This is a genomic window from Micrococcus sp. EWR3.9.1, from assembly GCF_052615555.1.
The window spans coordinates 20,622-44,344 of sequence record NZ_JBQXFD010000014.1 but is presented as its reverse complement, the minus strand read 5'-3'; the positions used below and the strand labels follow the sequence as shown (position 1 = coordinate 44,344).

Annotated in this window: 20 protein-coding genes and 1 tRNA gene; 11 read left to right on the top strand and 10 right to left on the bottom strand. The window is 73.8% G+C overall.

Annotation, left to right across the window (positions count from 1 at the left end; all coding sequences use genetic code 11):
• Positions 1-27: 27 nt before the first annotated feature.
• The 6 genes from ACUJ8O_RS09170 to ACUJ8O_RS09145 are packed head-to-tail and all read right to left on the bottom strand — an operon-like array spanning position 28 to position 8,123.
• Complete coding sequence (locus ACUJ8O_RS09170; protein WP_371506797.1) at positions 28-2,070, bottom strand: protein kinase domain-containing protein; 2,043 nt, start codon at positions 2,068-2,070, stop codon at positions 28-30.
• Positions 2,067-3,512 (bottom strand): peptidoglycan D,D-transpeptidase FtsI family protein, encoded by a 1,446-nt coding sequence (locus ACUJ8O_RS09165; protein WP_095347428.1) that lies wholly within the window; start codon positions 3,510-3,512, stop codon positions 2,067-2,069. The genes ACUJ8O_RS09170 and ACUJ8O_RS09165 overlap by 4 nt, the downstream gene beginning before the upstream one ends.
• Complete coding sequence (locus ACUJ8O_RS09160) at positions 3,509-4,933, bottom strand: FtsW/RodA/SpoVE family cell cycle protein (protein ID WP_012750686.1); 1,425 nt, start codon at positions 4,931-4,933, stop codon at positions 3,509-3,511. The genes ACUJ8O_RS09165 and ACUJ8O_RS09160 overlap by 4 nt, the downstream gene beginning before the upstream one ends.
• The gene (locus ACUJ8O_RS09155) at positions 4,930-6,645 is read right to left on the bottom strand and encodes a PP2C family protein-serine/threonine phosphatase (RefSeq protein ID WP_012750687.1); all 1,716 of its coding nucleotides are present in this window, start codon (positions 6,643-6,645) and stop codon (positions 4,930-4,932) included. The genes ACUJ8O_RS09160 and ACUJ8O_RS09155 overlap by 4 nt, the downstream gene beginning before the upstream one ends.
• 3 nt (positions 6,646-6,648) lie before the next feature.
• Complete coding sequence (locus tag ACUJ8O_RS09150) at positions 6,649-7,209, bottom strand: FHA domain-containing protein FhaB/FipA (protein WP_010079714.1); 561 nt, start codon at positions 7,207-7,209, stop codon at positions 6,649-6,651.
• Complete coding sequence (locus ACUJ8O_RS09145) at positions 7,206-8,123, bottom strand: FhaA domain-containing protein (RefSeq protein ID WP_078026171.1); 918 nt, start codon at positions 8,121-8,123, stop codon at positions 7,206-7,208. The genes ACUJ8O_RS09150 and ACUJ8O_RS09145 overlap by 4 nt, the downstream gene beginning before the upstream one ends.
• 250 nt (positions 8,124-8,373) lie before the next feature.
• Here ACUJ8O_RS09145 and ACUJ8O_RS09140 point away from each other — a divergent pair.
• Positions 8,374-8,457 (top strand) — tRNA-Leu (locus tag ACUJ8O_RS09140).
• 174 nt (positions 8,458-8,631) lie between these two features.
• Here the strand turns inward: ACUJ8O_RS09140 and ACUJ8O_RS09135 are convergent.
• Positions 8,632-8,982 carry a universal stress protein gene (locus ACUJ8O_RS09135; RefSeq protein WP_017489351.1) on the bottom strand — a complete coding sequence of 117 codons (351 nt, stop codon included), beginning with the start codon at positions 8,980-8,982 and terminating at the stop codon, positions 8,632-8,634.
• A 176-nt stretch (positions 8,983-9,158) separates the two neighbouring features.
• Between ACUJ8O_RS09135 and ACUJ8O_RS09130 the strand changes: the two genes are divergently transcribed.
• Genes ACUJ8O_RS09130 through tctA form a run of 3 tightly spaced genes read left to right on the top strand, consistent with a single transcriptional unit; the run spans position 9,159 to position 12,230 of the window.
• On the top strand, positions 9,159-10,166 hold the full coding sequence (locus tag ACUJ8O_RS09130) for a tripartite tricarboxylate transporter substrate binding protein (protein WP_095347429.1): 1,008 nt from the start codon (positions 9,159-9,161) through the stop codon (positions 10,164-10,166).
• Positions 10,163-10,723, top strand: a complete 561-nt coding sequence (locus tag ACUJ8O_RS09125; protein ID WP_044659842.1) for a tripartite tricarboxylate transporter TctB family protein — start codon at positions 10,163-10,165, stop codon at positions 10,721-10,723. The genes ACUJ8O_RS09130 and ACUJ8O_RS09125 overlap by 4 nt, the downstream gene beginning before the upstream one ends.
• Before the next feature lies 1 nt (position 10,724).
• Positions 10,725-12,230 carry a tripartite tricarboxylate transporter permease TctA gene (tctA, locus tag ACUJ8O_RS09120; protein ID WP_158184116.1) on the top strand — a complete coding sequence of 502 codons (1,506 nt, stop codon included), beginning with the start codon at positions 10,725-10,727 and terminating at the stop codon, positions 12,228-12,230.
• A 111-nt stretch (positions 12,231-12,341) separates the two neighbouring features.
• On the opposite strand, the gene ACUJ8O_RS09115 is transcribed toward tctA, so the two are convergent.
• Complete coding sequence (locus ACUJ8O_RS09115) at positions 12,342-13,307, bottom strand: HpcH/HpaI aldolase/citrate lyase family protein (protein ID WP_095347431.1); 966 nt, start codon at positions 13,305-13,307, stop codon at positions 12,342-12,344.
• Between the two features lie 344 nt (positions 13,308-13,651).
• Between ACUJ8O_RS09115 and ACUJ8O_RS09110 the strand changes: the two genes are divergently transcribed.
• The 5 genes from ACUJ8O_RS09110 to ACUJ8O_RS09090 all read left to right on the top strand — a co-directional run bounded on the left by ACUJ8O_RS09110 (position 13,652) and on the right by ACUJ8O_RS09090 (position 19,079).
• The gene (locus ACUJ8O_RS09110; RefSeq protein WP_010079708.1) at positions 13,652-14,932 is read left to right on the top strand and encodes a Glu/Leu/Phe/Val family dehydrogenase; all 1,281 of its coding nucleotides are present in this window, start codon (positions 13,652-13,654) and stop codon (positions 14,930-14,932) included.
• A 295-nt stretch (positions 14,933-15,227) separates the two neighbouring features.
• Positions 15,228-15,779: a YceI family protein gene (locus ACUJ8O_RS09105; protein WP_010079707.1), complete on the top strand. Its 552-nt coding sequence runs from the start codon at positions 15,228-15,230 to the stop codon at positions 15,777-15,779.
• Positions 15,780-15,851: 72 nt separating this feature from the next.
• Positions 15,852-16,577, top strand: a complete 726-nt coding sequence (locus tag ACUJ8O_RS09100; protein ID WP_036316518.1) for a dienelactone hydrolase family protein — start codon at positions 15,852-15,854, stop codon at positions 16,575-16,577.
• 83 nt (positions 16,578-16,660) lie between these two features.
• Positions 16,661-17,566: a hypothetical protein gene (locus ACUJ8O_RS09095; protein ID WP_095347433.1), complete on the top strand. Its 906-nt coding sequence runs from the start codon at positions 16,661-16,663 to the stop codon at positions 17,564-17,566.
• Between the two features lie 121 nt (positions 17,567-17,687).
• Positions 17,688-19,079: an aspartate aminotransferase family protein gene (locus tag ACUJ8O_RS09090; RefSeq protein ID WP_445373327.1), complete on the top strand. Its 1,392-nt coding sequence runs from the start codon at positions 17,688-17,690 to the stop codon at positions 19,077-19,079.
• A 138-nt stretch (positions 19,080-19,217) separates the two neighbouring features.
• Here the strand turns inward: ACUJ8O_RS09090 and ACUJ8O_RS09085 are convergent, their stop codons facing one another.
• The gene (locus tag ACUJ8O_RS09085; protein ID WP_445373326.1) at positions 19,218-20,555 is read right to left on the bottom strand and encodes a uracil-xanthine permease family protein; all 1,338 of its coding nucleotides are present in this window, start codon (positions 20,553-20,555) and stop codon (positions 19,218-19,220) included.
• 126 nt (positions 20,556-20,681) lie between these two features.
• Between ACUJ8O_RS09085 and ACUJ8O_RS09080 the strand changes: the two genes are divergently transcribed.
• Entirely contained in the window at positions 20,682-21,602 is a 921-nt protein-coding gene (locus ACUJ8O_RS09080) for a carbohydrate kinase family protein (RefSeq protein ID WP_010079702.1), read from the top strand.
• A 103-nt stretch (positions 21,603-21,705) separates the two neighbouring features.
• On the opposite strand, the gene ACUJ8O_RS09075 is transcribed toward ACUJ8O_RS09080, so the two are convergent.
• Positions 21,706-22,782 (bottom strand): malate dehydrogenase, encoded by a 1,077-nt coding sequence (locus ACUJ8O_RS09075; RefSeq protein WP_445373325.1) that lies wholly within the window; start codon positions 22,780-22,782, stop codon positions 21,706-21,708.
• 73 nt (positions 22,783-22,855) lie between these two features.
• Here ACUJ8O_RS09075 and ACUJ8O_RS09070 point away from each other — a divergent pair, with 73 nt between their 5' ends.
• Positions 22,856-23,704, top strand: coding sequence for an HAD-IIB family hydrolase (locus ACUJ8O_RS09070; protein WP_371506826.1), 849 nt, complete (start codon positions 22,856-22,858; stop codon positions 23,702-23,704).
• The last annotated feature ends 19 nt before the right edge of the window (positions 23,705-23,723 follow it).

The following is a 23,723-nucleotide window of genomic DNA, read 5'->3' as shown; positions in this document are numbered from 1 at the left end:
CGTCCGCGTGCCCGTCCCGCCCGCCGCTCAAGCGGAGGGCGTGGCGTCGGCGGACGAGGCCTCCGCACCACGCGCGTCAGCGGACGGGTCGGTGGTGGGCTCGCCCGTCGGTGCCGTGGACTCCCCGGAGGACTCCGTCGTCGGATCCCCCGTGGGCGTCGTCGGCTCCTCGGACGGCTCCCGCGTGGGCTCCGGGCCGGCGGTGGCCGTCGGGGATTCGGCGGTGGGGGACGGGCTGGGCTCGTCCGAGGCCGACGGGCTCGGCCCGGTGCTCGGCTCCTCCGACGCGCTGGGCTCCGGCTCCGAGGCGGGCTGGGACGCCTCGCGGGTCGGCGCGGCGTCGGACCCGCCGGTGGCCACGATCAGCTGCACGTGCGTGTCGTAGCGGTGTCGCTCGCCCTCGCCGGGCACCACGCGCACCACCTCGCCGTCGGCGCCGTCGGCGGACGGGTCGTCCACCCGGTCCACGGTGAAGCCGCGGTCGCGCAGCGTCTGGATCGCGCTCTCCACGGGCTGGCCCACGAGGCCCTCCGGGATGACGCCCTCCCCGGTGGAGACGGCCAGCGTGACGGTCTCACCGCGCCGCAGCGCCCCCACGGGGTTGATCTCCTCGACGGTGCCCTGCGGGCTCTGCGCGTCGCGGTCCTCCTCGCGCACCGCCAGGCCGAGGCCCTCGAGCTCGGTGCGCACCTCGCTCACGGGGCGACCCCTGTACGCCTCCGGGTCGACGCGCACGGACGACTCCTCCTGCGAGGTCGCCGGCGCCGAGCCGCCGACGCCGCGGCCACCCGTGAGCAGCGGCCACAGCAGGGCCCCCAGCAGGGCGAACACCACGAGCCCGAGCAGCGCCCACAGCGGCCAGCGGTTGGCGCGTCGCCGGCGGGCGGGTGCGGAGCCGCCCCCGGCGGGCGGGCCCGGGTCCACGACGTCGCCCGGGCGGGTCTGCTGGTCGCGCACGGCGGCGATCTCGTGGTCGCGCGTGCTCGCGCTCGCGGCGGCGCCGGCCGCACCGGCCGCCGCACCGGCGGCGCCGGGGCCGCGGGCGGCGTCGTCGGTGCGGGGCTGGGCCGCGGTCACCGGCAGCGCCGCGGTGGCGGGGAAGCCGTCCGTCCGGGTGCCCTCGGCGCGGGGATGGGTGGTGCGCATGCCGTCGTAGTCCAGGGGGGCGGTCTCGGCGCCCGAGGGGTCGGCCACGCCCTGCTCCTCGAGGAAGGCGGCCAGGCCGGGCACGGCCTCCACAGCGCCGCGGGTGTCCTTGCGACGCAGCGCGTCGGCGGCCTCCGAGAGCGCGGTCGCGTCCGAGGGCCGCTCCTTGGGGTCCTTCGAGAGCATGCACATGATCAGGGCGCGCACCGGGGCCGGGACGGTGTCCGGCAGGGGCGGCGGGGTGTCGTTGACCTGGGCGAGGGCGATCGCGATCTGGGACTCGCCCGTGAACGGGCGATGCCCGGCGAGGGCCTCGTAGCCGATGATGCCCAGCGAGTAGAGGTCGGAGGAGCCGGTGGCCTGCTGCCCCGTGGCCTGCTCGGGCGCGAGGTACTGGGCGGTGCCCATCACCTGGCCGGTGGCCGTGAGCGGGACCTGGTCCGCCAGGCGCGCGATGCCGAAGTCCGTCACCTTCACCCGGCCGGTGGGCGTGATCATGAGGTTGCCGGGCTTGACGTCGCGATGCACGAGCCCCTGGGCGTGGGCCGCCGAGAGCGCGGCCGCCGTCTGCGCGATGATCCCCAGGGTCCGCTCGGGGGAGAGCACCTTCTCCTTCTCGAGGATGGAGGACAGCGGCTGGCCGGGCACGAGCTCCATGACGAGGTAGGCGGAGCCCTTCTCCTCGCCGTAGTCGTAGACGTTGGCGACGCCGGGGTGGTTCAGCAGCGCGGTGTGCTGGGCCTCCGCCCGGAAGCGGCGCAGGAAGTTGGGGTCACCCGTGTACTCCTCCTTGAGGATCTTCACGGCGGTGATCCGGCCCAGGACCTTGTCCCGCGCCTTCCACACCTCGCCCATGCCGCCGATCGCGATGCGATCGGTCAACTGGTACCTGCCGCCGAGGGTGATGCCCGATGTCGGCCTCATTCCGTGACCACCGCTTCCATGATTGCCTTCATGCCACTGACGACTGTCTGATGTCCAACCCCCGGCGGCTCGTCCTCCACCACGATCGTCACGGCCGCCCGGGGGTTCTCGCTCGCGTCGAAGCCGGTGATCCAGGAGTGCACGTTGCCCGTGTCCCCGACCTCGGCCGTGCCCGACTTCGCCGCGATCCGCACCGTGTCCGACTGCACGGATCCCAGGATGCCGTCCTCCACCGCCGAGACCATCATGTCCGAGACCTGCCCGGCCACCTCGGGGGTCGTGGCCCGGCCGCGCTCACGGGGGCTGAACTCCTGCACCGTGGTGAGGTCCGAACGGCGGACCGCCTTGATCAGCTGCGGCTCCATGACCACGCCGTCGTTCGCGATGCCGGCGGCCACCATGGCCATCTGCAGCGCGGTGGCCTGCACGTCCCGCTGGCCGATCGAGGACTGCGCCAGCGCGGCGTCGTCCAGGTCGGAGGGGAACACGGAGGCGGTCACGGGCAGCGGGTATTCGAAGGAGTCGTTGAAGCCGAACCGCTCGGCGGCCTCCCGGATCCGGTCCTGGCCCAGCTCGACGGCGGCCATGGCGAACGGGGTGTTGCAGGACTGTGCCAGCGCCCATGTGAGGGTCTGACGCCCCACGGTGTTGCACGGTGAGCCGTCGTAGTTGGGCAGCTCCGTGGTCGTGCCGGGCAGCGTCCACGCGGCGGGGATGTCCACCGTCCCGTCCGGGGTGTAGTCACCGGACTCGAGCATGGCCACCGCGTCGATGAGCTTGAACGTGGAGCCGGGGGACACGAGCTGCTCCGAGGCGCGGTTGCGGTACGCGCTGGCACCGGGGATCTGATCGATCGCGGCCATCGCCGCCTGCGCCTCGGCCGGGTTGTGCGAGGAGAGCGCGTTGGGGTCGAAGCTCGGCCTCGACACCATGGCCAGGATCTCGCCCGTCGTCGGGTCCGTGACCACGGCGGAGGCGCGCACGCCGTCCGGGAGCGCGTCGTACGCCAGACGCTGCAGCTCGGGGTCGATCGTCAGCTCCACCTGGTCGCCCTCGGGCGTGGCACCCGTGATGATCTCCATGGCGCGGTCCACGAACTGGGACGTGGGGGTGCCGGAGAGCTGCTCGTTCATGGCCGCCTCCAGCCCGGCGGTGCCGTAGGTGAGCGAATAGAAGCCCGTGAGCGGGGCGTACAGCTCGGGCTCGTGGTAGACGCGCTGGTAGTGGTACGCGTCGTCGGAGGGGACGGACTCGGCGATCGGCTCGCCGTCCACGAGGATCGGCCCGCGCGGGGCGCCGAACTCCAGGAACATCTGCCGCGAGTTCAGGGCGTGCGTCTTGAGCTGGTCCGCGGCCAGCACCTGGATGACGGACGCAGCCAGCGCGAGCACCAGGATCATGGCCGCCATGACGGTCCACGTGCGTCGGATCGCCTCGTTCACCGCTCCTCACCTCCTCCCGGGGGCACAGCGGCCGCCGGGAGCGCCGTGCCGGGGTCGAGGTGGCCGGCGCCGGGCCCGGACGCGTTGACCATCCCGTCCACGACCGCGGGACGGCGGGCGGCGTTCGAGATGCGCAGCACGAGCCCCACGATGATCCAGTTGGCCAGCAGCGACGAGCCGCCGGCGGCGAGGAACGGCGTCGTGAGGCCGGTGAGCGGCAGCACGAGGGTCACACCGCCCATCACCACGAACACCTGCCACGCCATGGTGAAGGCCAGGCCGGAGGCGAGCACCTTGCCGAACGCGTCGCGCACGCCGAGGGCGGCGCGCATCATGCGGGTGACGAGCAGGAAGTACAGGACGAGCACGGCGGCCAGGCCCACGAAGCCGAGCTCCTCGCCGATGGCCGTGAGGATCATGTCCGAGAAGGACAGCGGCACCTGGGTGGGGTTGCCCGCGCCCAGGCCGGTGCCCATCAGCCCGCCCGAGGCCATCGCGAACAGGCCCTGGACGACCTGGTAGGAGCCGCCGAAGTCGCGATGGTAGATCTCGGGGTCGAAGGCCCTCAGCCAGATCTCGAACCGGGCGGTCACGTGCGGCATGAACAGGAACGCCAGCGCCGCGCCGAAGGCGATCAGGCCCAGGCCGAGGAGGATCCAGGAGGCGCGGGACGTGGCGATGTAGAGCATCGCCATGAACATGCCGAAGAACAGCAGGGCCGAGCCCAGGTCGCGCTGGAACACGAGCACGCCGAGCGCCAGGAGCCAGCCGGCCAGCAACGGGCCGAGGTCCCGGGCTCGGGGGAAGGTCACCGGGCCCACGCGGCGGCCGGCCAGCAGGATCAGGTCGCGGTTCGCGGAGAGGTAGCCGGCGAAGAAGATGGCCAGCGTGATCTTGGCGATCTCGCCGGGCTGGAAGGTGCCGAAGCCGACGTCGATCCAGATCCGCGCCCCGTACATGCTCAGGCCCAGCCCGGGCACGAGCGGCAGGAGCAGCAGCACGCCGGACGCGGCGAGGAACAGGTACGGCCAGCGCCGCAGCACCCGGTGGTCGCGCACCAGGAACACCAGGGCGGAGGCCACCAGGACGGCCAGGACGGACCACACGAGCTGCGAGGTGGGGTTGGCCATCGCGGCGTCCTGGCTCAGCCGGTGGATCATGGCCAGGCCCAGCCCGTTGAGCAGGGCGGTGATCGGCAGCATGAACGGGTCCGCGTAGGGGGCCCGCAGCCGCAGGACCACGTGCAGCACGAGGGTGGCCGCGCCGAAGATGCCCAGCGGCACCCAGGCGGTGGAGTCCAGCGGGGCGTCCGTGCCGATCATGCCCAGCAGGTCCGCCCCCAGGGCGATGGCCAGGGCGGCCAGCAGTAGGACCAGTTCGATGTTCCGGCGCGGGCGTGCGGGGGAGATCACCTCGGTCACGGGGCCTCACCTCCCGTCGCGCTCGGGGACGATGCCGGGCTCGTCGGCGCGGCGGAGCCGGACGCGTCCGAGGGGCGGGCGGAGGACGACGACGGCGTCGCGCTCGGCCGGGCCCGCTCGGAGGGCTCACCGGCGGGGGCGGGGGCGTTCGGGTGCAGCGAGTCGCGCAGCTCGGCGACGATCTGCTCCGCGTGGTCCACGTCCCGGGCGGCCATGCCGGCGTTCACGCGGTCGCGTGCGTACGCGGGCAGCGCGTCCACCGGGAGGTCGGTCTGGCGGTCCACGTGGGACAGCTCGAGCGGGCCCAGCCGCTGGGAGACGCCCTTGAACACGGCGATCCGGCCGTCGTTGGCCCCCACGTAGTACTGCGTCTGGGTCCACAGGTAGCCCCACACGGCCACGGCCGCGAGGGTGAGGGCGAGCAGCGTGGTGAATACGGGGATGAACCAGCCGCGACGGTACTGCACCGGGCGGTCGTCCTTCCCACGCCGCCGACGCGCGGCCCTGGCCTCGGAGCCGCCGGCGGGCCCGGAGGTCGCCGGGGCCGGGGTGGGGGCCGTGGCCGACGCCTCGGCGGCCTCGTCGGACGGCTGGTCGGCAGCGGTGGCGGCCGGTGTGGCGGCGGAGGAGGAGCCGACGGCGGCCGCGGTGCCGCGCGGCGCGGCGGGCGGGGCGGACGGGTCCGGGCGCGCGGCGACGTCGGGATCCGGCCCGTCCGTGAGGACGGCCGCGGTGCGCCGGGGACGGTTCTCCGGCACGGGCGTCTCGCCGAGCAGGGCAGCGGCGCGGCGGCGCGTGGAGCTGCGGGTGACCACGGGGATGCGATCGGTCCTCACAGCGTTGGAGGCCGCGCCGACGAGCAGGTGGGGTCGTGCGTCCAGGTCCTCGCGCAGCAGCAGGCCGGAGACCGGGCCGACCTCGGGCGGGTGGGCCGCGGCGAGGGCCTGCTCGGACAGGTGGACGTCCGGGACGGGGGCCAGCTCCTCCGCCGTGCCCTCCGCGATCTCGAACGCCACCACGGTGACGTTGTCCGGGGCGCCGCCCTTGAGGGTCAGGTCCACGAGGGTGTCGACGGCCTGGTTGAGAGCCTCCGAGTCCCGCAGCACCTCGTGGATCTTCTCGGGGGAGACCACGTCCGTGAGGCCGTCCGAGCAGAACAGCCAGCGCTCTCCGGGGGCGACGGGCACCTCGAACACGTCCAGCTCGGGGGAGGCGTCCACGTCGCCGAGCACGCGCATGAGCACGTTCTTGTTCGGATGGAACGGGGCCTCCCCGGCCTCGAGACGCCCCTCGTCCACGAGCTTCTGCACGAACGTGTGGTCCGTGGTGACCTGGGAGAACTCGCCGTTCGCGAGCCGGTAGGCACGGGAGTCGCCGATGTGCGCGATGTGCAGCGTGGTCCCCGCGAGCAGGGCGGCGGTGCACGTGGTGCCCATGCCGGCGAGCTTGGGGTTGGCGTGCACCAGCTCGTTGAGGATCAGGTTGGCGTTCTGGATCTCGTCCGGCAGCACCGTGGCCGGGTCCTCGTAGCCCACCGCATCCAGCGGGGCCAGGTCCAGCACCGTGGACGCGCTTGCCACGTCGCCGCCCACGTGCCCGCCCATGCCGTCCGCGAGCACGACCAGATGACGGCCCACGTAGGCGGAGTCGTCGTTCTTGGCACGGACGCGGCCGACGTCGGAGCGGGCGGCGTAGCGGAGGACGAGGGTCATGGGTCAGGCCTCGAGCTCCATGACGGTCTTGCCGATGCGGATGGCCGTGCCGGGGCCCACGGGCACCGCGCGGGTGACGGGGGCGCCGTTGACGTAGGTGCCGTTCGTGGAGCCGAGGTCCTCGAGGAACCAGCGGGTGCCCTGGGGGAACAGCCGGGCGTGGCGGCCGGAGGCGTAGTCGTCCACGAGCACCAGGTCGGCGTCCTGGGCGCGGCCCATCAGCAGGGGACGGCCCTCCAGGGCGATGGTCTGCCCGGCCTTCGGGCCCTCGACCACCCGCAGAGTCCGGGACAGCCGCGGGGCCGGCGTCGTCGGCGCGGACGCGGCGGGGGACGGCGTCGACGCGGGCGCGGGGCGGTCGACCGCGGACGAGCCCGCCCCGGCGGCCCCGGCCGCGGGCACCGCGGTGACCAGGCCGGCGTCGCGCTGGGCCTGCTGGAGGCGCGTCTTGTTCCGCCGGCCGACCACGAGGTCGCGGCCCTGCGCCATGACGATGGAGATGATCAGCACCCACAGGGCCAGCAGCAGGCCCATGCGGAGCACGGCGACGGCGAGCTCGCTCATGCGCGGCCCCCCGTCCCGCCGAAGAACAGCAGCTCGGTCTGGCCGACGGTCACCACGTCCCCGTCGCGCAGGGTGACGGAGCCGTCCACGCGGCGGCCGTTGACGAGCACGCCGTTGCGGCTGCCCAGGTCCAGGAGCGTGACCGTGGAGCCGACGGTGAGCAGGCGCAGGTGCTCGCGGGACACCGAGGAGTCCGGGATCACGAGGTCGGCACGCTCGGCCGAGCGGCCGAGGATCAGGTCGTCCCCGTCCAGGGGGAGCATGCGGCCGTCCAGCTCGAGTGCCGGGCCGGCGGGCTCGGTCACGGGGCGGCCCATCACGACGGTCGGCTGGTCGGCGTGGGAGGGGGCGGCGGGCGCGGCCGGGGCGGCGGCCCGGCGGGGCGCCGGACGGGGCCCGACGCGCGGGGCGGGGGAGGGCTCGCGGGGCGCGGCCGCCGGCGGGTCCTCGACCAGTCGGTCCGGCGCCGGGGCGGTGGCTCCCGGGCCGTGGGCGGTGGCGGGCGAGGCGCCGTCGTCGTGGGGGGCCGGGGCGGTGAGCGAGCCGTCGTCCAGGCGGGTGACGACGCGCAGGTCCCCGCCGCGCACGTCCGCGTCCGGGTGGAAGGCGACCCGGACCGTGCCGGGCAGTGCATAGCCCTGGGAGTCGGCGTGGCGGATGACCTCATCGCACAGCTCGCTGGCGAGGGTGGACCCCCACGAGCGGGCGCGCTCGAAGTCGGCGGGGGAGAAGTGGACCACGTAGCTGTTGGGCGCGACCGTGTGGCCCTCGGACAGCGCGATCGACTCGTCGTCCATCGCCTGTCGCAGGGCCGAGGCGATCTCCACCGGCTTGACCGCCCGCGGACCGCCGGCCGAGAAGGCCGAGCGCACGGCCCGCTCCAGGCCGCGTTCGAGGTTGTCCAGAAGTCCCACGACGGGGCCCCTTTCCACAGTTGTCCGTCCCGATACTACGGGCCGGGCTGGGAGACCGCCGAGAACAGCGGGATTCTGCGGGGTGGAGCGCGGGTGGGAGAGGTGCCGGAGGGGGCGAGCCACGGGCGTGGCGGGGACGCGGGGGTGGGCGTCGGGGTCGATTTGCACGCCCGGGCGGCCGGGGGTTAGAGTGTTCCTCGCTGCCTGTGACGGTCGCCGGATGTCCGGAGCCGAGATCAGGAAGCCGCTCGCGCGAGTGGCGGAATTGGTAGACGCGCTGGCTTCAGGTGCCAGTGTTCGCAAGAACGTGGGGGTTCAAGTCCCCCCTCGCGCACCGAGGACGAAGGCCCCGGAACCACACGGTTCCGGGGCCTTCGGCGTTCCCAGGCTGGTCCCACTCACCCGTTGGGGGCGGTTTCGGGCGGTATCCACGCCGAATACCGCCCGAAACCGCCCCCAAACGCCGCGGGGTGGGCCGGGCGCGGGGCCGCCCGCCCGACGTCGGCCCTCACGGCTTGACGCACACCACCGGGACGCGCGCCTCGAGGATGATCTGCTGCGCGGCCGATCCCAGCAGCAGCTTGCCCACGGGGGAGCGGTGCTTCACGCCCACCACGATCCGGCTCGCGCCCACGCGCTCGGCATGCTCGAGCAGGTCGCCGACGGCGTCCCGGCCGCGCTCCTGGGCGTGCGCCACGGACACGGCGACGCCGGCCTCGCGCGCCTCCGCCTCGTCCGGCTCGGTCCCGTCGAGGGAGAACCAGACCACGTCCTCTCCGCGCAGGGCCGCCTCGGCCAGAGCGGCCCGCCAGGCCGCGGCGCTCTCGGGGGTGCTGGTTCCGGTGCTGATGATCGTCATGGGGACCACTGTGCGTCATGGGCGCGGCCCCCGTCACCACCCGGACCGGTTGTCGTCGGTCACTCTGCGGACGCGGAGCGCACGCGGCCCCGCCGCGCTGTTACCGTGACCCCCACCACTCGCACCTGTCCCCGGCGCCACTCCCTGGCGGCGGGGTGTCTCTGTTAGGAACCGTTATGCCCTCCACCTCCCCCGACGGCCCTCCGCGCCGGCGCACGGGGATCGGCCGGATCGTCTTCAGCGTGATCGCGGTGCTCACCGTGCTCGCGGCCTCCGCCTTCTCCATCCGCTCGGCCTCGGGAGGCAACGACATCCGCACCAACCTGACCCTCATCGCCCCCGCGGCCGCCGGCGGCGGATGGGACTCGTTCCAGCGCGAGCTGCAGCAGACCATGCGCGTCAACGGGCTGGTGAACAACGTCCAGGTGGTCAACATCCCCGGTGCCGGTGGCACCATCGCCCTCGGTCAGCTGACCACGCTCGAGGACGCGAACAACCTCATGGTGGGCGGCACCGGCCAGATCGCCGCCCACGCGGCCCGTGGCACCGGCCCCGAGCTCTCCCAGGTCACCGCGGTCAGCCGCGTCGTCGAGGAGTACAGCCTCGTGGTGGTCCCGGCGGACTCGCCGTACCAGAGCATGGACGACCTGGTGACCGCCTGGCGCGCCGACCCCGCCCACGTGGCGTGGACCGGCGGCGGCTCCTTCGACCAGCTCGTCATGGCGGACATCGCCCGCACGGCCGGCGTGCCGGTCGCGGACACCACCTACATCCCGTCCGACGGCGGCGGCGAGGCCATCCAGGCCCTGCTCAACGGCACCGCCCAGGCCTCCGCCGGCGGCTTCGCGGACATCTACCCGCAGGTCGAGGCCGGCCGACTGCGCGCCCTCGGCGTGGTGGCGGCCGAGCCGCTGGCCGGCGTCGAGGAGATCCCGACCCTGCGCTCCCAGGGCTACGACGTCACGCTCACCAACTGGCGCGCCCTGTTCGTGCCGCCGGGCGTCTCCGCGGAGGAGCGCACCGAGCTCGAGACCCTCATCGCCGAGGCGGTCGACACCCCCGAGTGGAAGGAGGCGGTGCAGCGCAACTACTGGAACCCCGTGCCCCTCTCCGGCACCGAACTCGAGGAGTTCATCGCCGCCGAGAAGGAGCGCATCGGCACGCTGACGGAGGAGATCAAGTGAGCCACGCATCCACCGTCCCCCCCGCCGCCGACGCCCCCTCCCGCTGGGGACGCGCCGCCGGGCTCTCCGGACTCGTCATGCCGGCCGTGCTGGCCGCGTTCAGCCTCTACCTGCTGCTGGGGTCCCTGACCATGGACACCGACGGCGCCGACTTCCCCGGCCCGGACTTCTTCCCGCTGATCCTCTCGGTCGCGGGCCTCGTGATCGCCGCCGCGCTCGCGGTGGAGGTCGTGCGCGTGCGCCAGGCCCCCGAGGGTCAGGCCGACGCGGACGGCGAGGTCGGCCAGGCGGCCGGCCCGCTGACCCTGTTCCACTCGGACTTCGGCGCGCTGGCCTGGTGCTTCCTCGGCTTCCTCGCGTTCGCCGTCCTGCTGCCCTGGCTGGGGTGGATCCTCGCCGGGGCGCTGCTGTTCTGGTGCATCACGCGCGCGTTCGGTGCCCCGCACCCCGTGTTCGACATCCTCGTCGCCCTGTTCGTCTCCTCGCTGGCCTACCTCGGCTTCGCGGTGGCCCTGGGCCTGACCCTGCCCTCGGGCATCCTGGGAGGTGGCTTCTGACATGGAGACCCTCGGACTCCTCATGGAGGGCTTCGCCGGAGCCCTCACCCCCATGAACCTGCTCTGGGTGGTGCTGGGCTGTCTGCTCGGCACCGCGGTCGGCGTGATGCCCGGACTGGGCTCCTCGATGGCCGTGGCCCTGCTGCTGCCCATGACCTTCGCCCTCGAGCCCACCGCCGCGTTCATCATGTTCTCCGGCGTGTACTTCGGCGGCCTCTTCGGCGACTCCACCATGGCCATCCTCATGAACACCCCCGGCCAGGCCTCGGCCATCGCCTCCACGTTCGAGGGCCACCGCATGGCCCAGAACGGCCGGGCGGCCCAGGCCCTGGCGACGGCGGCGCTCGGCGCCTTCATCGGCGGCATGGTGGCCTCGGTGTGCGTCGTGTTCCTCTCCCCCGTGCTGGCGGAGTTCTCCACGAGATTCGGCCCCGCGGAGTACTTCGCGCTCGCGCTCTTCGCGTTCGTGGCCACCTCCTCGGTGGTCGCCGACTCGGTGCTGCGCGGCCTGGCCTCTCTGGTGCTGGGACTGGGCATCGCCGTCGTCGGGATCGATGCGGTGACCGGCACCGAGCGCTTCACGATGGGCTCGCCGCAGCTGTTCGACGGCATCCCGCTGGTGACCGTCACGGTGGCGATCCTCGCGCTCGGCGAGGTGTTCCACGTGGCCTCCCGGGTGCGCCGCGAGCACGAGGACCTGCGCATCCGCCGCACCGGCCGGCCGTGGCTCTCGGGCGCCGAGTTCCGCGAGGCCGCCCCGGCGTGGCTGCGCGGCACGGCGATCGGCCTGCCGTTCGGCATCGTGCCGGTGGGCGGCTCCGAGGTGCCGACGTTCCTGGCGTACTCGGTCGAGCGGCGCCTGGACCGACGCCGAGCGCATCCGCAGTTCGGCCGCGGCGCGATCCGCGGGCTGGCGGCCCCCGAGGCGGCGGGCAACTCGACCACCGGCATGGCGATGGGCGCCCTGCTCACGCTCGGCCTGCCCGTCTCCGCGACGGCGGCCATCATGCTGGCGGCGTTCCGCCAGTACGGGCTGCAGCCCGGCCCGCTGCTGTTCGACCGCAGCCCGGACCTCGTGTGGGCGCTGCTGGCGAGCTTCTTCATCGCGATGATCGTGCTGCTGGCGATCAACCTGCCGTTCGCGCAGCTGTGGGCCAAGCTCCTGCTCATCCCGAAGCACTACCTCTACGCGGGGATCACGCTGTTCTGCGGGCTGGGCATCTACGCCACCACGGGCGCGGTGTTCGACCTGCTGATGCTCCTGGGGATCGGCGTGCTGGGCTTCCTGATGCGGCGGTACGGCTACCCGCTGGCGCCGCTGATGATCGGCATGGTGCTCGGCCCGCTCGCGGAGACCAGCCTGCGCGACGCCCTGCTCAGCTCGGTGGGCGACCCGGCCGTGCTCGTCTCCACCCCCATCACGTGGGTGATCTACGGGATCCTGGCGATCGTGCTGGCGTTCTCGGTGCGGGCCGCCGTCGTGCGCCGGACGCGCCAGGACGTGTGAGCGGAGGCGGGATCCGCGCCCCCCGAGGCAACGCGGGTTGAGTTGTCACCGGTGTGCGGCCTCCGCACCCGTGACAACTCAACCCGCGTTTCTGGTGGGCGGCGGCCCCGCTCAGTAGTGGTACGTGTCCGACGGCGCCGTGATCGCGTTGTCCTGGTCCGGGTACCGCGTGGAGTGCACGCCGAACGCGGTGGCCAGCCCGAGGATCTTCTCCGCGCGCGCCTTGCGGGGCAGGTCGGAGCCGTTGCGGATCTCGCCGCCGTCGGCCTCGAAGTCCGCGAGGAACTCGTGGGCCCACGCCAGCTCCTCCTGGGACGGGCTGAGCCCCTCGTTCACGGCCGCGCACTGCTCCGGCGCGAGGCACAGCTTGCCGGTCATGCCGAACTCCGCGGTCACCGCCGTCGCCTCGGCGAGCTTCACGCCGGTGGAGCCCACGGTCGGCCCGTCGATCGCGCCCGGCAGCCCCGTGGCCCGCGCCGCGATCGTGAACTGGGACCGCGTGTACGCCAGCGCCTGCGGCGACTCGCCCAGGCCGGTGTCGCGGCGGAAGTCGCCGATCCCGAAGGCCAGCCGGAACGTGCCCTTTGCGGCGGCGATCGAGTCGATCCGCTGCAGCCCGCGCGCCGTCTCCACGAGCGCCACGACGGGCACCCCGGGCAGCCGTCGGGCGGTCTCGTTCACGTGGTCCGTGGACTCCACCATCGCCAGCACGACGCCGGCCAGGCCGCCCTCGGAGACCGGCCCGCCCAGGTGCGCGGGCAGGGCCGCGGCGAGCGCCTCGACGTCCTGCTCCCACCACCGTGAGCCGTAGCCGTTGAGCCGCACCCAGCCGGTGTGCCCGGAGGTCAGCCAGGCGACGGCGTCCGCGCGGGCCTGGTCCTTGTCCTTGGGGGCCACGGCGTCCTCGATGTCGAGGATGACGATGTCCGCGGCCGAGTCCTCGGCGGGCTGGAACCGTTCGGGCTGGGCGGCGTTGACCAGCAGCCAGGAGCGGGCGAGCTCCGGGTCGATGCGCTGGCCGGGCACGGGCTGGAACGCGGGGGAGGGGGTGATCGCGGCGGGCAGGGTCACGGTCATGAGGGGCTCCTTCACGGGGCTGGGGCGTCGGGCCGAGGTCGCGGGCGGGGTGCCTTGCGCGGCGGACGGCCGGGGGACGGACCAGGTGGGCCCTGAGCGAGCGGCGTCGGTTCGACGCCGAAGGGCGCCGCGGGTGTGCGGCGCGTCCACAGCACAGTACACGCCGCTGTGTCCGACGTCACCCGGGTGGGCGTGGATCTCGGCTCAGAAGGGGTGACGGGTGCGGGGGGAGCGCGTAGCGTTCATCGGGGTCCGGACGACGTCGGCCGCGCAATGGGGCGCGGCCCTCCGCGCGTCGGTCGGGCCGCGACACACCCCTGCCCACCGGACCACGAGGACGCTCAATGACGAGGATCCCCGCCGAGGACGAGGCCGTGACGGCGCCGTCCTCCCCGCTCGACAACGCCCTGGCCCAGCTCTCCGCCGCCGTGAAGACGCTCGGCTACGACGAGGGCCTGCACCAGATGCTCGCCGCCCCCCGCCGCGAGATGGCCGTCTCCATCCCCCTGCGCCGCGACGACGGCTCCACCGAGGTGCTCCGCGGCTACCGCGTGCAGCACAACTTCTCCCGCGGCCCGGCCAAGGGCGGCGTGCGCTTCAGTCAGGACGTGGACCTGGACGAGGTCCGCGCGCTGGCCATGTGGATGACCTGGAAGTGCGCCCTGCTGGACGTGCCCTATGGCGGCGCCAAGGGCGGGGTGGCCATCGACCCCCGCCAGTACTCGAAGGCCGAGCTCGAGCGCGTCACCCGCCGCTACACCTCCGAGATCCAGCCGATCATCGGCCCCGAGGTGGACATCCCCGCCCCGGACGTGGGCACGGACGAGCAGACCATGGCCTGGATGATGGACACCTACTCGGTGAACGTCGGCCACACCACGCTCGGCGTGGTCACCGGCAAGCCCGTCTCGCTCGGCGGCTCGCTGGGCCGCGCCTCCGCCACCTCGGCGGGCGTGGTCCACGTGGCGCTCGCCGCGCTCGAGCACCTCGGCATCGAGCCGTCGCAGGCGACGGCGGCGGTCCAGGGCTTCGGCAAGGTCGGCGCCGGCACGGTCGAGCTGCTCGAGGCGGCCGGCGTGAAGGTCGTGGCCGTGTCGGACCAGTACGGCGCCGTGCGCGACGACGAGGGCCTGCACTACGACGCCCTGCAGAGGCAGCTCTGGGACACCGGCTCCGTGAAGGACACCCCCGGCACCGCGTCCATGGACGCGGACGAGCTGCTCGAGATGGACGTGGACCTCGTGGTCCCGGCCGCCGTGCAGTCCGTGCTGACCGAGGAGAACGCCCCGCGCGTGCGCGCCCGGCTGGTGGTGGAGGGCGCCAATGGCCCCACCACGGGCGAGGCCGACCGCATCCTCTCCGAGAAGGGCGTCCTGGTCGTCCCGGACATCCTGGCCAACGCCGGCGGCGTGATCGTCTCCTACTTCGAGTGGGTCCAGGCGAACCAGGCCTACTGGTGGAGCCGCGAGGAGGTGGACGAGCGCCTGAAGCGGCGCATGGTCGCTGCGTGGCAGGCCGTGCTGGCCACCTCCGAGAGTCGCCGCGTGAGCCTGCGGGAGGCCGCCACCCTGACCGCTGTCCAGCGCGTGGCCGAGGCCCACCGCACCCGCGGCCTCTACCCGTGACGGGGGGCGGCCCCGCCGCCTGACCCCGTCCGGCCGCCCGAGCGCGGCCCCGCTGCCCGACCGCGGGCCGGCGGCCCGGAACCCCCGGAGGTTCCGGGCCGTCGTCGTGGGCGGACTCGTCCCTGATGTGCCCCCGGCCCGTGACGTCCGTCTCTATTTCGAATTTTGACGATCGAGCGTGGACGGACCGCCCGGATGATGTTTGAATTTGAAACAAGATCGGAGGCCGAGGCGCCGCCCGCCGTGGCGGCCCACCCCGGACACACCAGACAGACCCGCTGAAAAGGAGCACCCCATGCACGCCATCACCCCCGGAACCTGGAACCTGGACCCCGCGCACTCGGACGTCGACTTCGTCGTCCGCCACGCCGGCATCTCCAAGGTCCGCGGCACCTTCCACGCCGTGGAGGGCCAGCTCGTCATCGCCGAGGAGTTCACCCAGTCCTCCGTCGAAGTGACCGTCGACGTCGCCTCCATCAGCACCAAGAACGAGGGCCGCGACGCCCACCTGCGCTCCGCCGATTTCTTCGACGTGGAGCAGTTCCCCACCATGACCTTCCGCTCCACCGAGGTCCGCGGCGAGCCCGAGGAGTTCACCCTGGTCGGCGAGCTGACGCTGCACGGCGTCACCCAGACCGTGGAGCTCGAGGCCGAGTTCGGCGGCCAGGACAAGGATCCCTTCGGCGTGACCCGCGTGGGCTTCGAGGCCACGGGCGAGATCTCCCGCAAGGACTTCGGCCTGACCTGGAACGCGGCCACCGAGGCCGGTGGCCTCCTGGTCTCGGACAAGGTGAAGCTCGAGATCGGCGCCGCCTTCGTGCTGCCCGAGGCCGACGCCCAGGCCTGAGCCTGAGTCGACCTCGCGCGTCGAGACCGGGTCCCTCGATGAGGGGCCCGGTCTGCTCGTAGGGTGGGGCCCATGATGGCTTCGAAGACCCCGCACCAGAACGTCACGTTCGACCTGCCCACCAAGGACGCCGGCCAGGACGGCGACCGGACGGGCCACGGCTACCTCGCGCTGCCCGCCTCCGGGAAGGGCCCCGGCGTGATCGTGATCCAGGAGTGGTGGGGCCTGGTGGACCACATCAAGGATGTGTGCGACCGCCTCGCCGACCTCGGCTTCGTCGCGCTCGCCCCCGACCTCTACGGAGGCTGGATCGCCCACGACGGCGACGAGGCCGGCGAGATGATGCAGAACCTGCCCGCCGAGGAGGGCGCCCGCCAGCTCGCCGGTGCCGTCGACTGGCTCCTGGCCCGGGACGAGGTGACCTCGCAGACCGTGGGCGCGATCGGCTTCTGCATGGGCGGCGGCTTCGTGCTCGCCCTCGCGGCCCAGCAGGGGGACAAGGTCTCCGCCGCCGTGCCCTTCTACGGCGTGGGCCAGGGCGTGCCCGGTGACTTCTCCGGCGTCACCGCCGCCGTCCAGGGCCACTACGCCGAGCAGGACGACTCCTTCCCCGTCGAGGACGCGCGGAGGCAGGAGCAGCAGATCCGCGAGGAGTCCGGGGCCGACGTCGAGTACTTCTACTACGACGCCCCGCACGCCTTCCACAACGACGAGAACCCCCAGGGCAACTACCGGCCCGAGGCCGCCGCCCTCGCCTGGGACCGCGCGGTCTCCTTCCTGAAGGAGAAGGTCCGCTGAGCGGCTCCCGTGGCGGCCGGGGCGGGAAGTCCCGCGCGAGCAGGGGCGGCCCCGCCCGGTCCACCCGCTCCGGCGGGCGTGGCGTGGCCAAGGGCGTGAAGCCCGCGGGCCGTGCCGGGGGCGAGGGCCGGCGTCGTCCCGCGCCCGCCCCGCCGGCGGACCTGCCCGTCCCGCCCGAGACCCTCTTCCTGGCCACCATCCCCGGGGCCACGCCGTCCACGTGGGTGGAGCGGTTCACCACGCGCCAGCGCACGGTGCAGCTCGTCAACCACGACGACGCGGCCCAGCTGGCCCACCTCGCCCACGACGACGCCGGTCAGCCCCGCCACTTCCTGCCGCAGCTGGGCTACGTGCGGCGCCGGCGCGACGTGTCCGCCGAGGAGTTCCTGCGCGCCGGCGACATCGACCCGTGGCACGTGCACCTCGTGGGCGTGTACTCCGAGCTGCCGGTGGTGTGCGTGGGCAGGGACCACCTGCTCGCCGCGTGGGACGTGGACGCGGACGGCCCGGTGCCGCCCGCCGAGCTCGACCCGGACGAGGAGCTGGAACCCGCCCGCTTCGCCCCGGCCCCCAGCCCGGAGCCGATGGACGCCGCCGAGCTGCCCGGCGCGGGCGAGCGGATGGCGCTGGAGATCGCCGCGTCCGGCGCCGGCCACGTCGTGCTGCCGATGTCCGTGGCCCGCATGTTCGGCCGCAAGGACGTGATCGTGCTGCCGCTGGCCTCCACCCTCGACGACACCGTGGGCCTGTCCCGCGCCGACCGCGAGGCCGCCGCCACGCGGGCCGCGCTCGCGGACGAGCAGGCGCGGGCCGAGGCGGAGGCGGGCGCCGCCGTCGTCGACGGGCCGGATCCCGCGCGCCACGGCGACGACGAGGCCCGGCACCCCGGCTGGGACGTCGCCCTGGCCTGGCTCAAGGCGGCCGACTCGGAGCTCGTGCAGGCGTTCGTGGGGGTGGCGCGCGGGCGGCGGGGCGCCAGCTCGCGCTGAGGGCGGGCGCCCGGACGTCGGGGCACGGATCGGGGGCGAGGTCATCAGCCGGACGCGCCGGGACGCGCCCCGGCGGGCCTGCCTATGCTCGGAATGACCCGCATCACACCAAGGAGGGCGCATGTCCGAGCATCAGCAGCACGTCGGTCGCCGGGACCCCCGGATCAGCGACGAGGCCATCGAGCGGGGCCGCCGCGCCCACGAGCTCGACCGCGCGCACGTGTTCCACTCGTGGAGCGCGCAGCGCGATCTGAATCCGATGACCATCCTCGACGCCGAGGGGTCGTGGGTGTGGGACGGCGAGGGTCGGCCCATGGTCGACTTCAGCGGGCAGCTCGTCTTCACGAACGTCGGCCACCGCCACCCGAAGATCGTGGCCGCGATCCGCGAACAGGCCGAGACGCTGGCCACCGTGGCCCCGCAGCACGTCAACGACGCCCGGTCCGAGGCGGCCCGGCTGATCACCGAGTGGCTGCCGGAGTCCATCAACCACGTGTTCTTCACGAACGCGGGCGCGGAGGCCAACGATCACGCGGTGCGGATGGCGCGCCTGCACACGGGCCGGCACAAGGTGCTCTCCGCATACCTCTCGTACCACGGCGCCACGCGCCTGACGGCGAACCTGACCGGCTCCCTGCGGCGCGTGGGCTCGGACTCGGCCTCCGACGGCGTCGTGCACTTCCAGCCCGCGTACACGTACCGCTCCGCGTTCGGCTCGGAGAACGATGAGCAGGAGGCCGAGCGCGCGCTGGCCCACCTGCGCGACGTGATCGAGCTCGAGGGCCCCTCCACCGTGGCCGCCGTGGTCCTCGAGGCCGTCCCCGGCACCGCGGGCATCTTCATGCCGCCGCCCGGTTACATGGCCGGCGTCAAGGAGCTGTGCCGCGAGCACGGGATCCTGCTGATCATCGACGAGGTCATGGTCGGCTTCGGCCGCGTGGGCGAGTGGTTCGGCCACCAGCTCACGGGCGTCACCCCGGACATCGTCACGTTCGCCAAGGGGGTCAACTCCGGGTACGTGCCGCTGGGCGGCGTCGCCATGAGCGACGACGTCTACGAGAGCTTCGCGACCACGCCCTACCCCGGCGGCCTGACCTACTCGGGCCACCCCCTCGCGTGCGCGGCCGCCGTCGCCGCGATCACCGCGATGGAGGAGGAGGGCATGGTGGCCCACGCGAAGCGCATCGGCGAGGAGATCATCGGGCCGCGGCTGGCCGAGATCGCCGCGGCCCATCCGAGCGTGGGCGATGTGCGCGGCGCCGGCGCGTTCTGGGCCGTCGAGCTGGTGAAGGACCGGCAGACCCGGGAGCGGCTGGCCCCGCTCGGTCAGGTCGCGCCCGTCATGGGGCGGATGATGGCCGAGGCCAAGGACCGCGGGCTGCTGCTGTTCATGGCTGAGAACCGGTTCCACCTGTGCCCGCCGCTGAACATCTCGGACGAGGACCTGCGCTTCGGCCTCGACGTACTCGACCAGGTCCTCACCCTCGCCGACGAGGAGGTCGCGGCCGGCTGACGGGCACTGCCCCCAGCCCCGCCCCGCCCCGCGCAGCCGACCCCCCGCGTTTTCGAACGTGAAAGGGGGGTTCTGAGCGCTTTCGGTCGTGGGATTGGCCCTATCTCACGACCGAAAGGGCGCGAGGCGGGGTCGGGGTCAGCCGAGCCGGCCGGCCTCCGAGGCCTCGAACTGCTCCTCGTCCTCGGGCACCGGCTCGGTGCCGCGGGCGCGGGCGATCGCCGTCATGAGGTGGTACACCACCAGGGCGGCGACCGTGCCGAGCGTGATGCCACCGAACACGAGCCCGCCCACCACGAGCTGGGGGTCGGCGATCGCGATGATCAGCCCCGCACCCGCCGCCATGAGGTTCACGGTGTTGGAGAAGTCCACACGGTTCTGCACCCAGATGCGCACGCCCATCATGCCGATCATCCCGTAGAGGATGATGCCCGCGCCGCCGGCCACCCCGGCCGGGATGGTGGCGACGGCGGCCCCGAACTTCGGCAGGAACGCGAGGGCGATCGCGGTGAGGCCGGCTACCCAGTACGCCGCTGTCGAGTAGACCCGCGAGCTGGCCATCACGCCGATGTTCTCCGCATACGTGGTGGTGCCGACGCCGCCGCCCGCGCCGGAGAGCATGGTGGACAGGCCGTCCGCGATCAGGGCACGGCCGGTGAGCGGGTCCAGGTCGCGCCTGGTCATCAGCCCGACGGTCCTGACATGGCCGATGTTCTCCGCGACCAGCACGAGCACGACGGGCAGGAACAGGGGCAGCAGGTCCCAGCGCAGCTCCGGGCCGTGGAAGGGCGGCAGCCCGATCCAGGCGGCCTCCCCGACGGCGGCGAAGTCCACCTGGCCCTGCGCGAGGGCCAGCACGTAGCCCACCACGATGCCCACGAGGATGGACAGGCGGCCCAGGAGTCCCCGGAACGTCACGGACGTGAGCACCACCGCCAGGGCCGTGCCGAACGTGGTGACGGGCACCTCCTGTATGGCCGTCGTCGTGGCGCCGGCGAGGTTGAGGCCGATCAGGGCCACGATCGTGCCCATCACCGCCGGCGGCATGAGCGCGTGGATCCAGCCGGTGCCGGCGCGGTGCACGATCACGCCGATCACCGTGAGCAGCAGGCCCGTCACGAGGATGCCGCCGAGCGCGGCCCCCGTGCCGCCGATCGTGGCGGCGGCCGTCAGCGGTGCGATGAACGCGAACGAGCTGCCCAGGTACGAGGGCAGGCGGTTGCCCGTGATGACCAGGAAGAGCAGGGTGCCGAGGCCGGAGAAGAGCAGCGCCGTCGTCGCGGGCATGCCGGTCAGGGCGGGCACGAGCACGGTGGCACCGAACATGGCCATCACGTGCTGCACGCCGATGCCCACGGTCCGGGGCCAGCTCAGCCGCTCGTCCGGGGCGACGACGGTGCCCGGGGTGATGGTGCGGCCGTCGCCGTGGAGGCGCCAGCCGGGGCCGCGCGAGGGCCGGGTGGGGGTGGGGGACATGGCCGCCTGCCGAGGGGTCGAGGATGGGGGTGTCGGGCGTTTCTCGGGGGCCTGGAAGCCTGCGCACAGCCCCGGTTCCGCGCCGGTGATTAGGGTACCGTGGGGCGCGTGGCTCAGTACTGTGGTGTGATCGGAGAGGCGCTCGTCGACGTCGTGGTCTCGGACACCGCGACCCCCCGCGTGCACGTCGGGGGCAGCCCCCTGAACGTGGCCGTGGGCCTGAGCCGGCTGGAGCGGCCCGTCCTGTTCGCCGGCCGCCTCGGCCGCGATGCGCACGGGGACATGATCGCCTCGCATCTGCGGGAGAACGGCGTGCGCTGCCTGCTCGAGCCGGATGCCGCCGCCACCTCCGTGGCCACCGCCCGCCTGGACCCCACGGGCGCCGCCAGCTATGAGTTCGAGCTGGACTGGACGCTGCCGCCCGCCGCCGCGCTCGCCCGGGACTTCGACGACGCCGCCGGCGGCCCGCTGCACCACATGCATGCCGGCTCCATCGCCACCATGCTCGCCCCCGGCGACGCCGAGGTGATGGCCCTGCTCGAGCGGATCTCCGCGGTCACGACCATCAGCTACGACCCCAACGTGCGGCCCACGATCGTGCCGGACCGGGCGTTCGCCCGCGCCCGCGCGGAGGAGTCCGTGCGGCTGGCGGACGTGGTGCACGCCTCGGACGAGGACATCGCGTGGCTGTACCCGGACCGCCCGCTGCGCGAGTCGCTGCAGGCGTGGCAGCAGATGGGCCCGGCGTTCGTGGTGATGACCCGCGGCGCCGAGGACATCGTGGCCGTCACCGCGCACGGCGTGGTGGAACGCCCGATCGTGCCCGTGGACGTCGCGGACACCGTGGGCGCCGGCGACTCGTTCACCGCCGCCCTGCTCGCCGCCCTCGACGACCGCTCCCTGCTCGGCGCCGCGAACCGCGGCCGCCTGCACGCGATGGACCCGGCCGACGTCGAGTCGGTGCTGATCTACGCCTCCCGCGCGTCGGCGATCACGGCCTCCCGCCCGGGGGCGGACCCGCCCACGCGGGCCGAGCTGGCGGACTGATCCCACGCCCGCCCGTCCCCGCACGAATCTGTTGCGCATCCGACCCTTCCGGCGGGCGGGGACGCCCCCAGAAGGGTCAGTCACGCAGCCGATCCCGGCCGCCTCAGAGCAGGCCCAGCCCTCGCACGGCGTCGCGCTCGGCCTCCAGCTCGGCGACGGTCGCGGCCAGCCGCCCGCCCTCACCCGGCAGCACGGACTCGTCCGGCTCCAGCCCCGGCACGATCCGCCACGCGGTGCCGCCGTCGGAGGTCACGGGGAACGAGCTGATCAGCCCCTCCGGCACCCCGTAGGAGCCGTCCGAGACCACCGCGGCCGACGTCCGGCGCGGCGCACCGTCCGCGTCCGCACCGGTGCCGAGGGTCCAGTCGCGCATGTGGTCGATCGCCGCGGACGCCGCCGAGGCCGCCGAGCTCGCCCCGCGCACCTCGATGATCTCCGCTCCCCGCTTCGCCACGCGCGGCACGAACTCCTCGCCCGCCCACACCGGGTCCACCACCTCGAGCGCCGGCCGCCACGTCCCGTCCACCCGCACGCGGGCGTGGGTGAGGTCCGGGAACTGGGTGGCGGAGTGGTTGCCCCAGATCGTCACGCCGGACACGTCCGTCACCGCGACGCCGGCCCGCGCGGCCAACTGCGCCACGGCCCGGTTGTGGTCCAGCCGGGTCAGCGCCGTGAAGCGCGCGGCCGGCACGTCCGGGGCGTGGGCGGCGGCGATCAGCGCGTTGGTGTTGGCCGGGTTCCCGACGACGACGACCCGCACGTCCTGCGCCGCGTGGTCGTTGATCGCCCGGCCCTGCGGCCCGAAGATCCCGCCGTTCGCCTCGAGCAGGTCGCCGCGCTCCATGCCCTTCGTGCGCGGCCGCGCGCCGACGAGCAGCGCGTGCTGGACCCCGTCGAAGGCGCGGGCCGGGTCGTCCGTGACCTCCACGTCGGCCAGCAGCGGGAAGGCCGCGTCGGCGAGCTCCATGGCGGTGCCCTCCGCGGCGCCCAGGGCGGCCGGGATCTCGAGCAGGCGCAGCCGGACCGGGGTGTCCGGGCCGAGCATCCCGCCGGCGGCGATGCGGAAGAGCAGCGCGTAGCCGATGTTGCCGGCGGCGCCGGTGACGGTGACCGTGCGGGGCGTCGTCGACGCGGGGTCCGGGGCGGTGTCCTGTGCGGTGGTCTGCTGTGCGGTGTCCACGCCCCCATCGTGCCCCCGCTCGCCCGCGGAGGACACCCCGGCCCGCCGCACGGCCCCGGCCTAGACTGGGCGCATGCCCGCCCTGTCCCTGCCCTCGCGCCGTCCGCGGATGATCGCGACGGACCTGGACGGCACCATCATCGGGTACCGGCACACGCGGTCGGGACGCCTGAGCCCGCGCACCATCACGGCGCTGCGGGACGCCCACGACGCCGGCGTCGAGGTGGTGTTCGTGACCGGCCGTCCCCTCCGCTGGCTCGGCCCGCTGAGCGCGCAGCTCGGTCCCGTCGGCCCGGTGATCTGCTCCAACGGCGCCGTCGTCGTGGACACCGCCACGGACGACGTCCTGATCGCCCACGCCATGCCCGTCGAGGCCGTGTGGACCGCCACGGACCGGCTGCGCGCCCTGGACCGCACCGTGTCCTTCGGCGCCGAGACCCTCGAGGGCTTCTTCTGGGAGCACGCGTTCTCCGAGCGCGCCGAGTTCCGGGCCGAGGTCCACGCGGCGGCCACGCTCGAGGCCGCGCTGCCGGGTCGGCTGGGCGTGGTGAAGCTGCTGGCCCGCTCGGACACCCTGTCTCCGGACGCCTTCCTCGCCGCGGCCCGCGCCGAGCTGGACGAGCTCGTGAGCGCCACGCACTCCGCGCCCGGCATCGCGCTCGTGGAGATGTCCGCGCCGGGCGTGCACAAGGCCGCCACCCTCGCCGAGTTCGCCGCGAGCCGGGGGGTCGCGCCGGCCGACGTCGTCGCGTTCGGGGACATGCCCAACGACCTGGAGATGCTCCAGTGGGCCGGTCTCGGTCTGGCCGTGGCCTCGGGGCACCCGTCGCTGCTGGCCGCGGCGGACGGCGTGGTCGGGGCGTGCGACGACGACGGGGTGGCCGCCACCGTCGAACGCCTGCTGGAGCTGCCCGCGGGCTGAGCCGCGGGCCGCCCCGGGC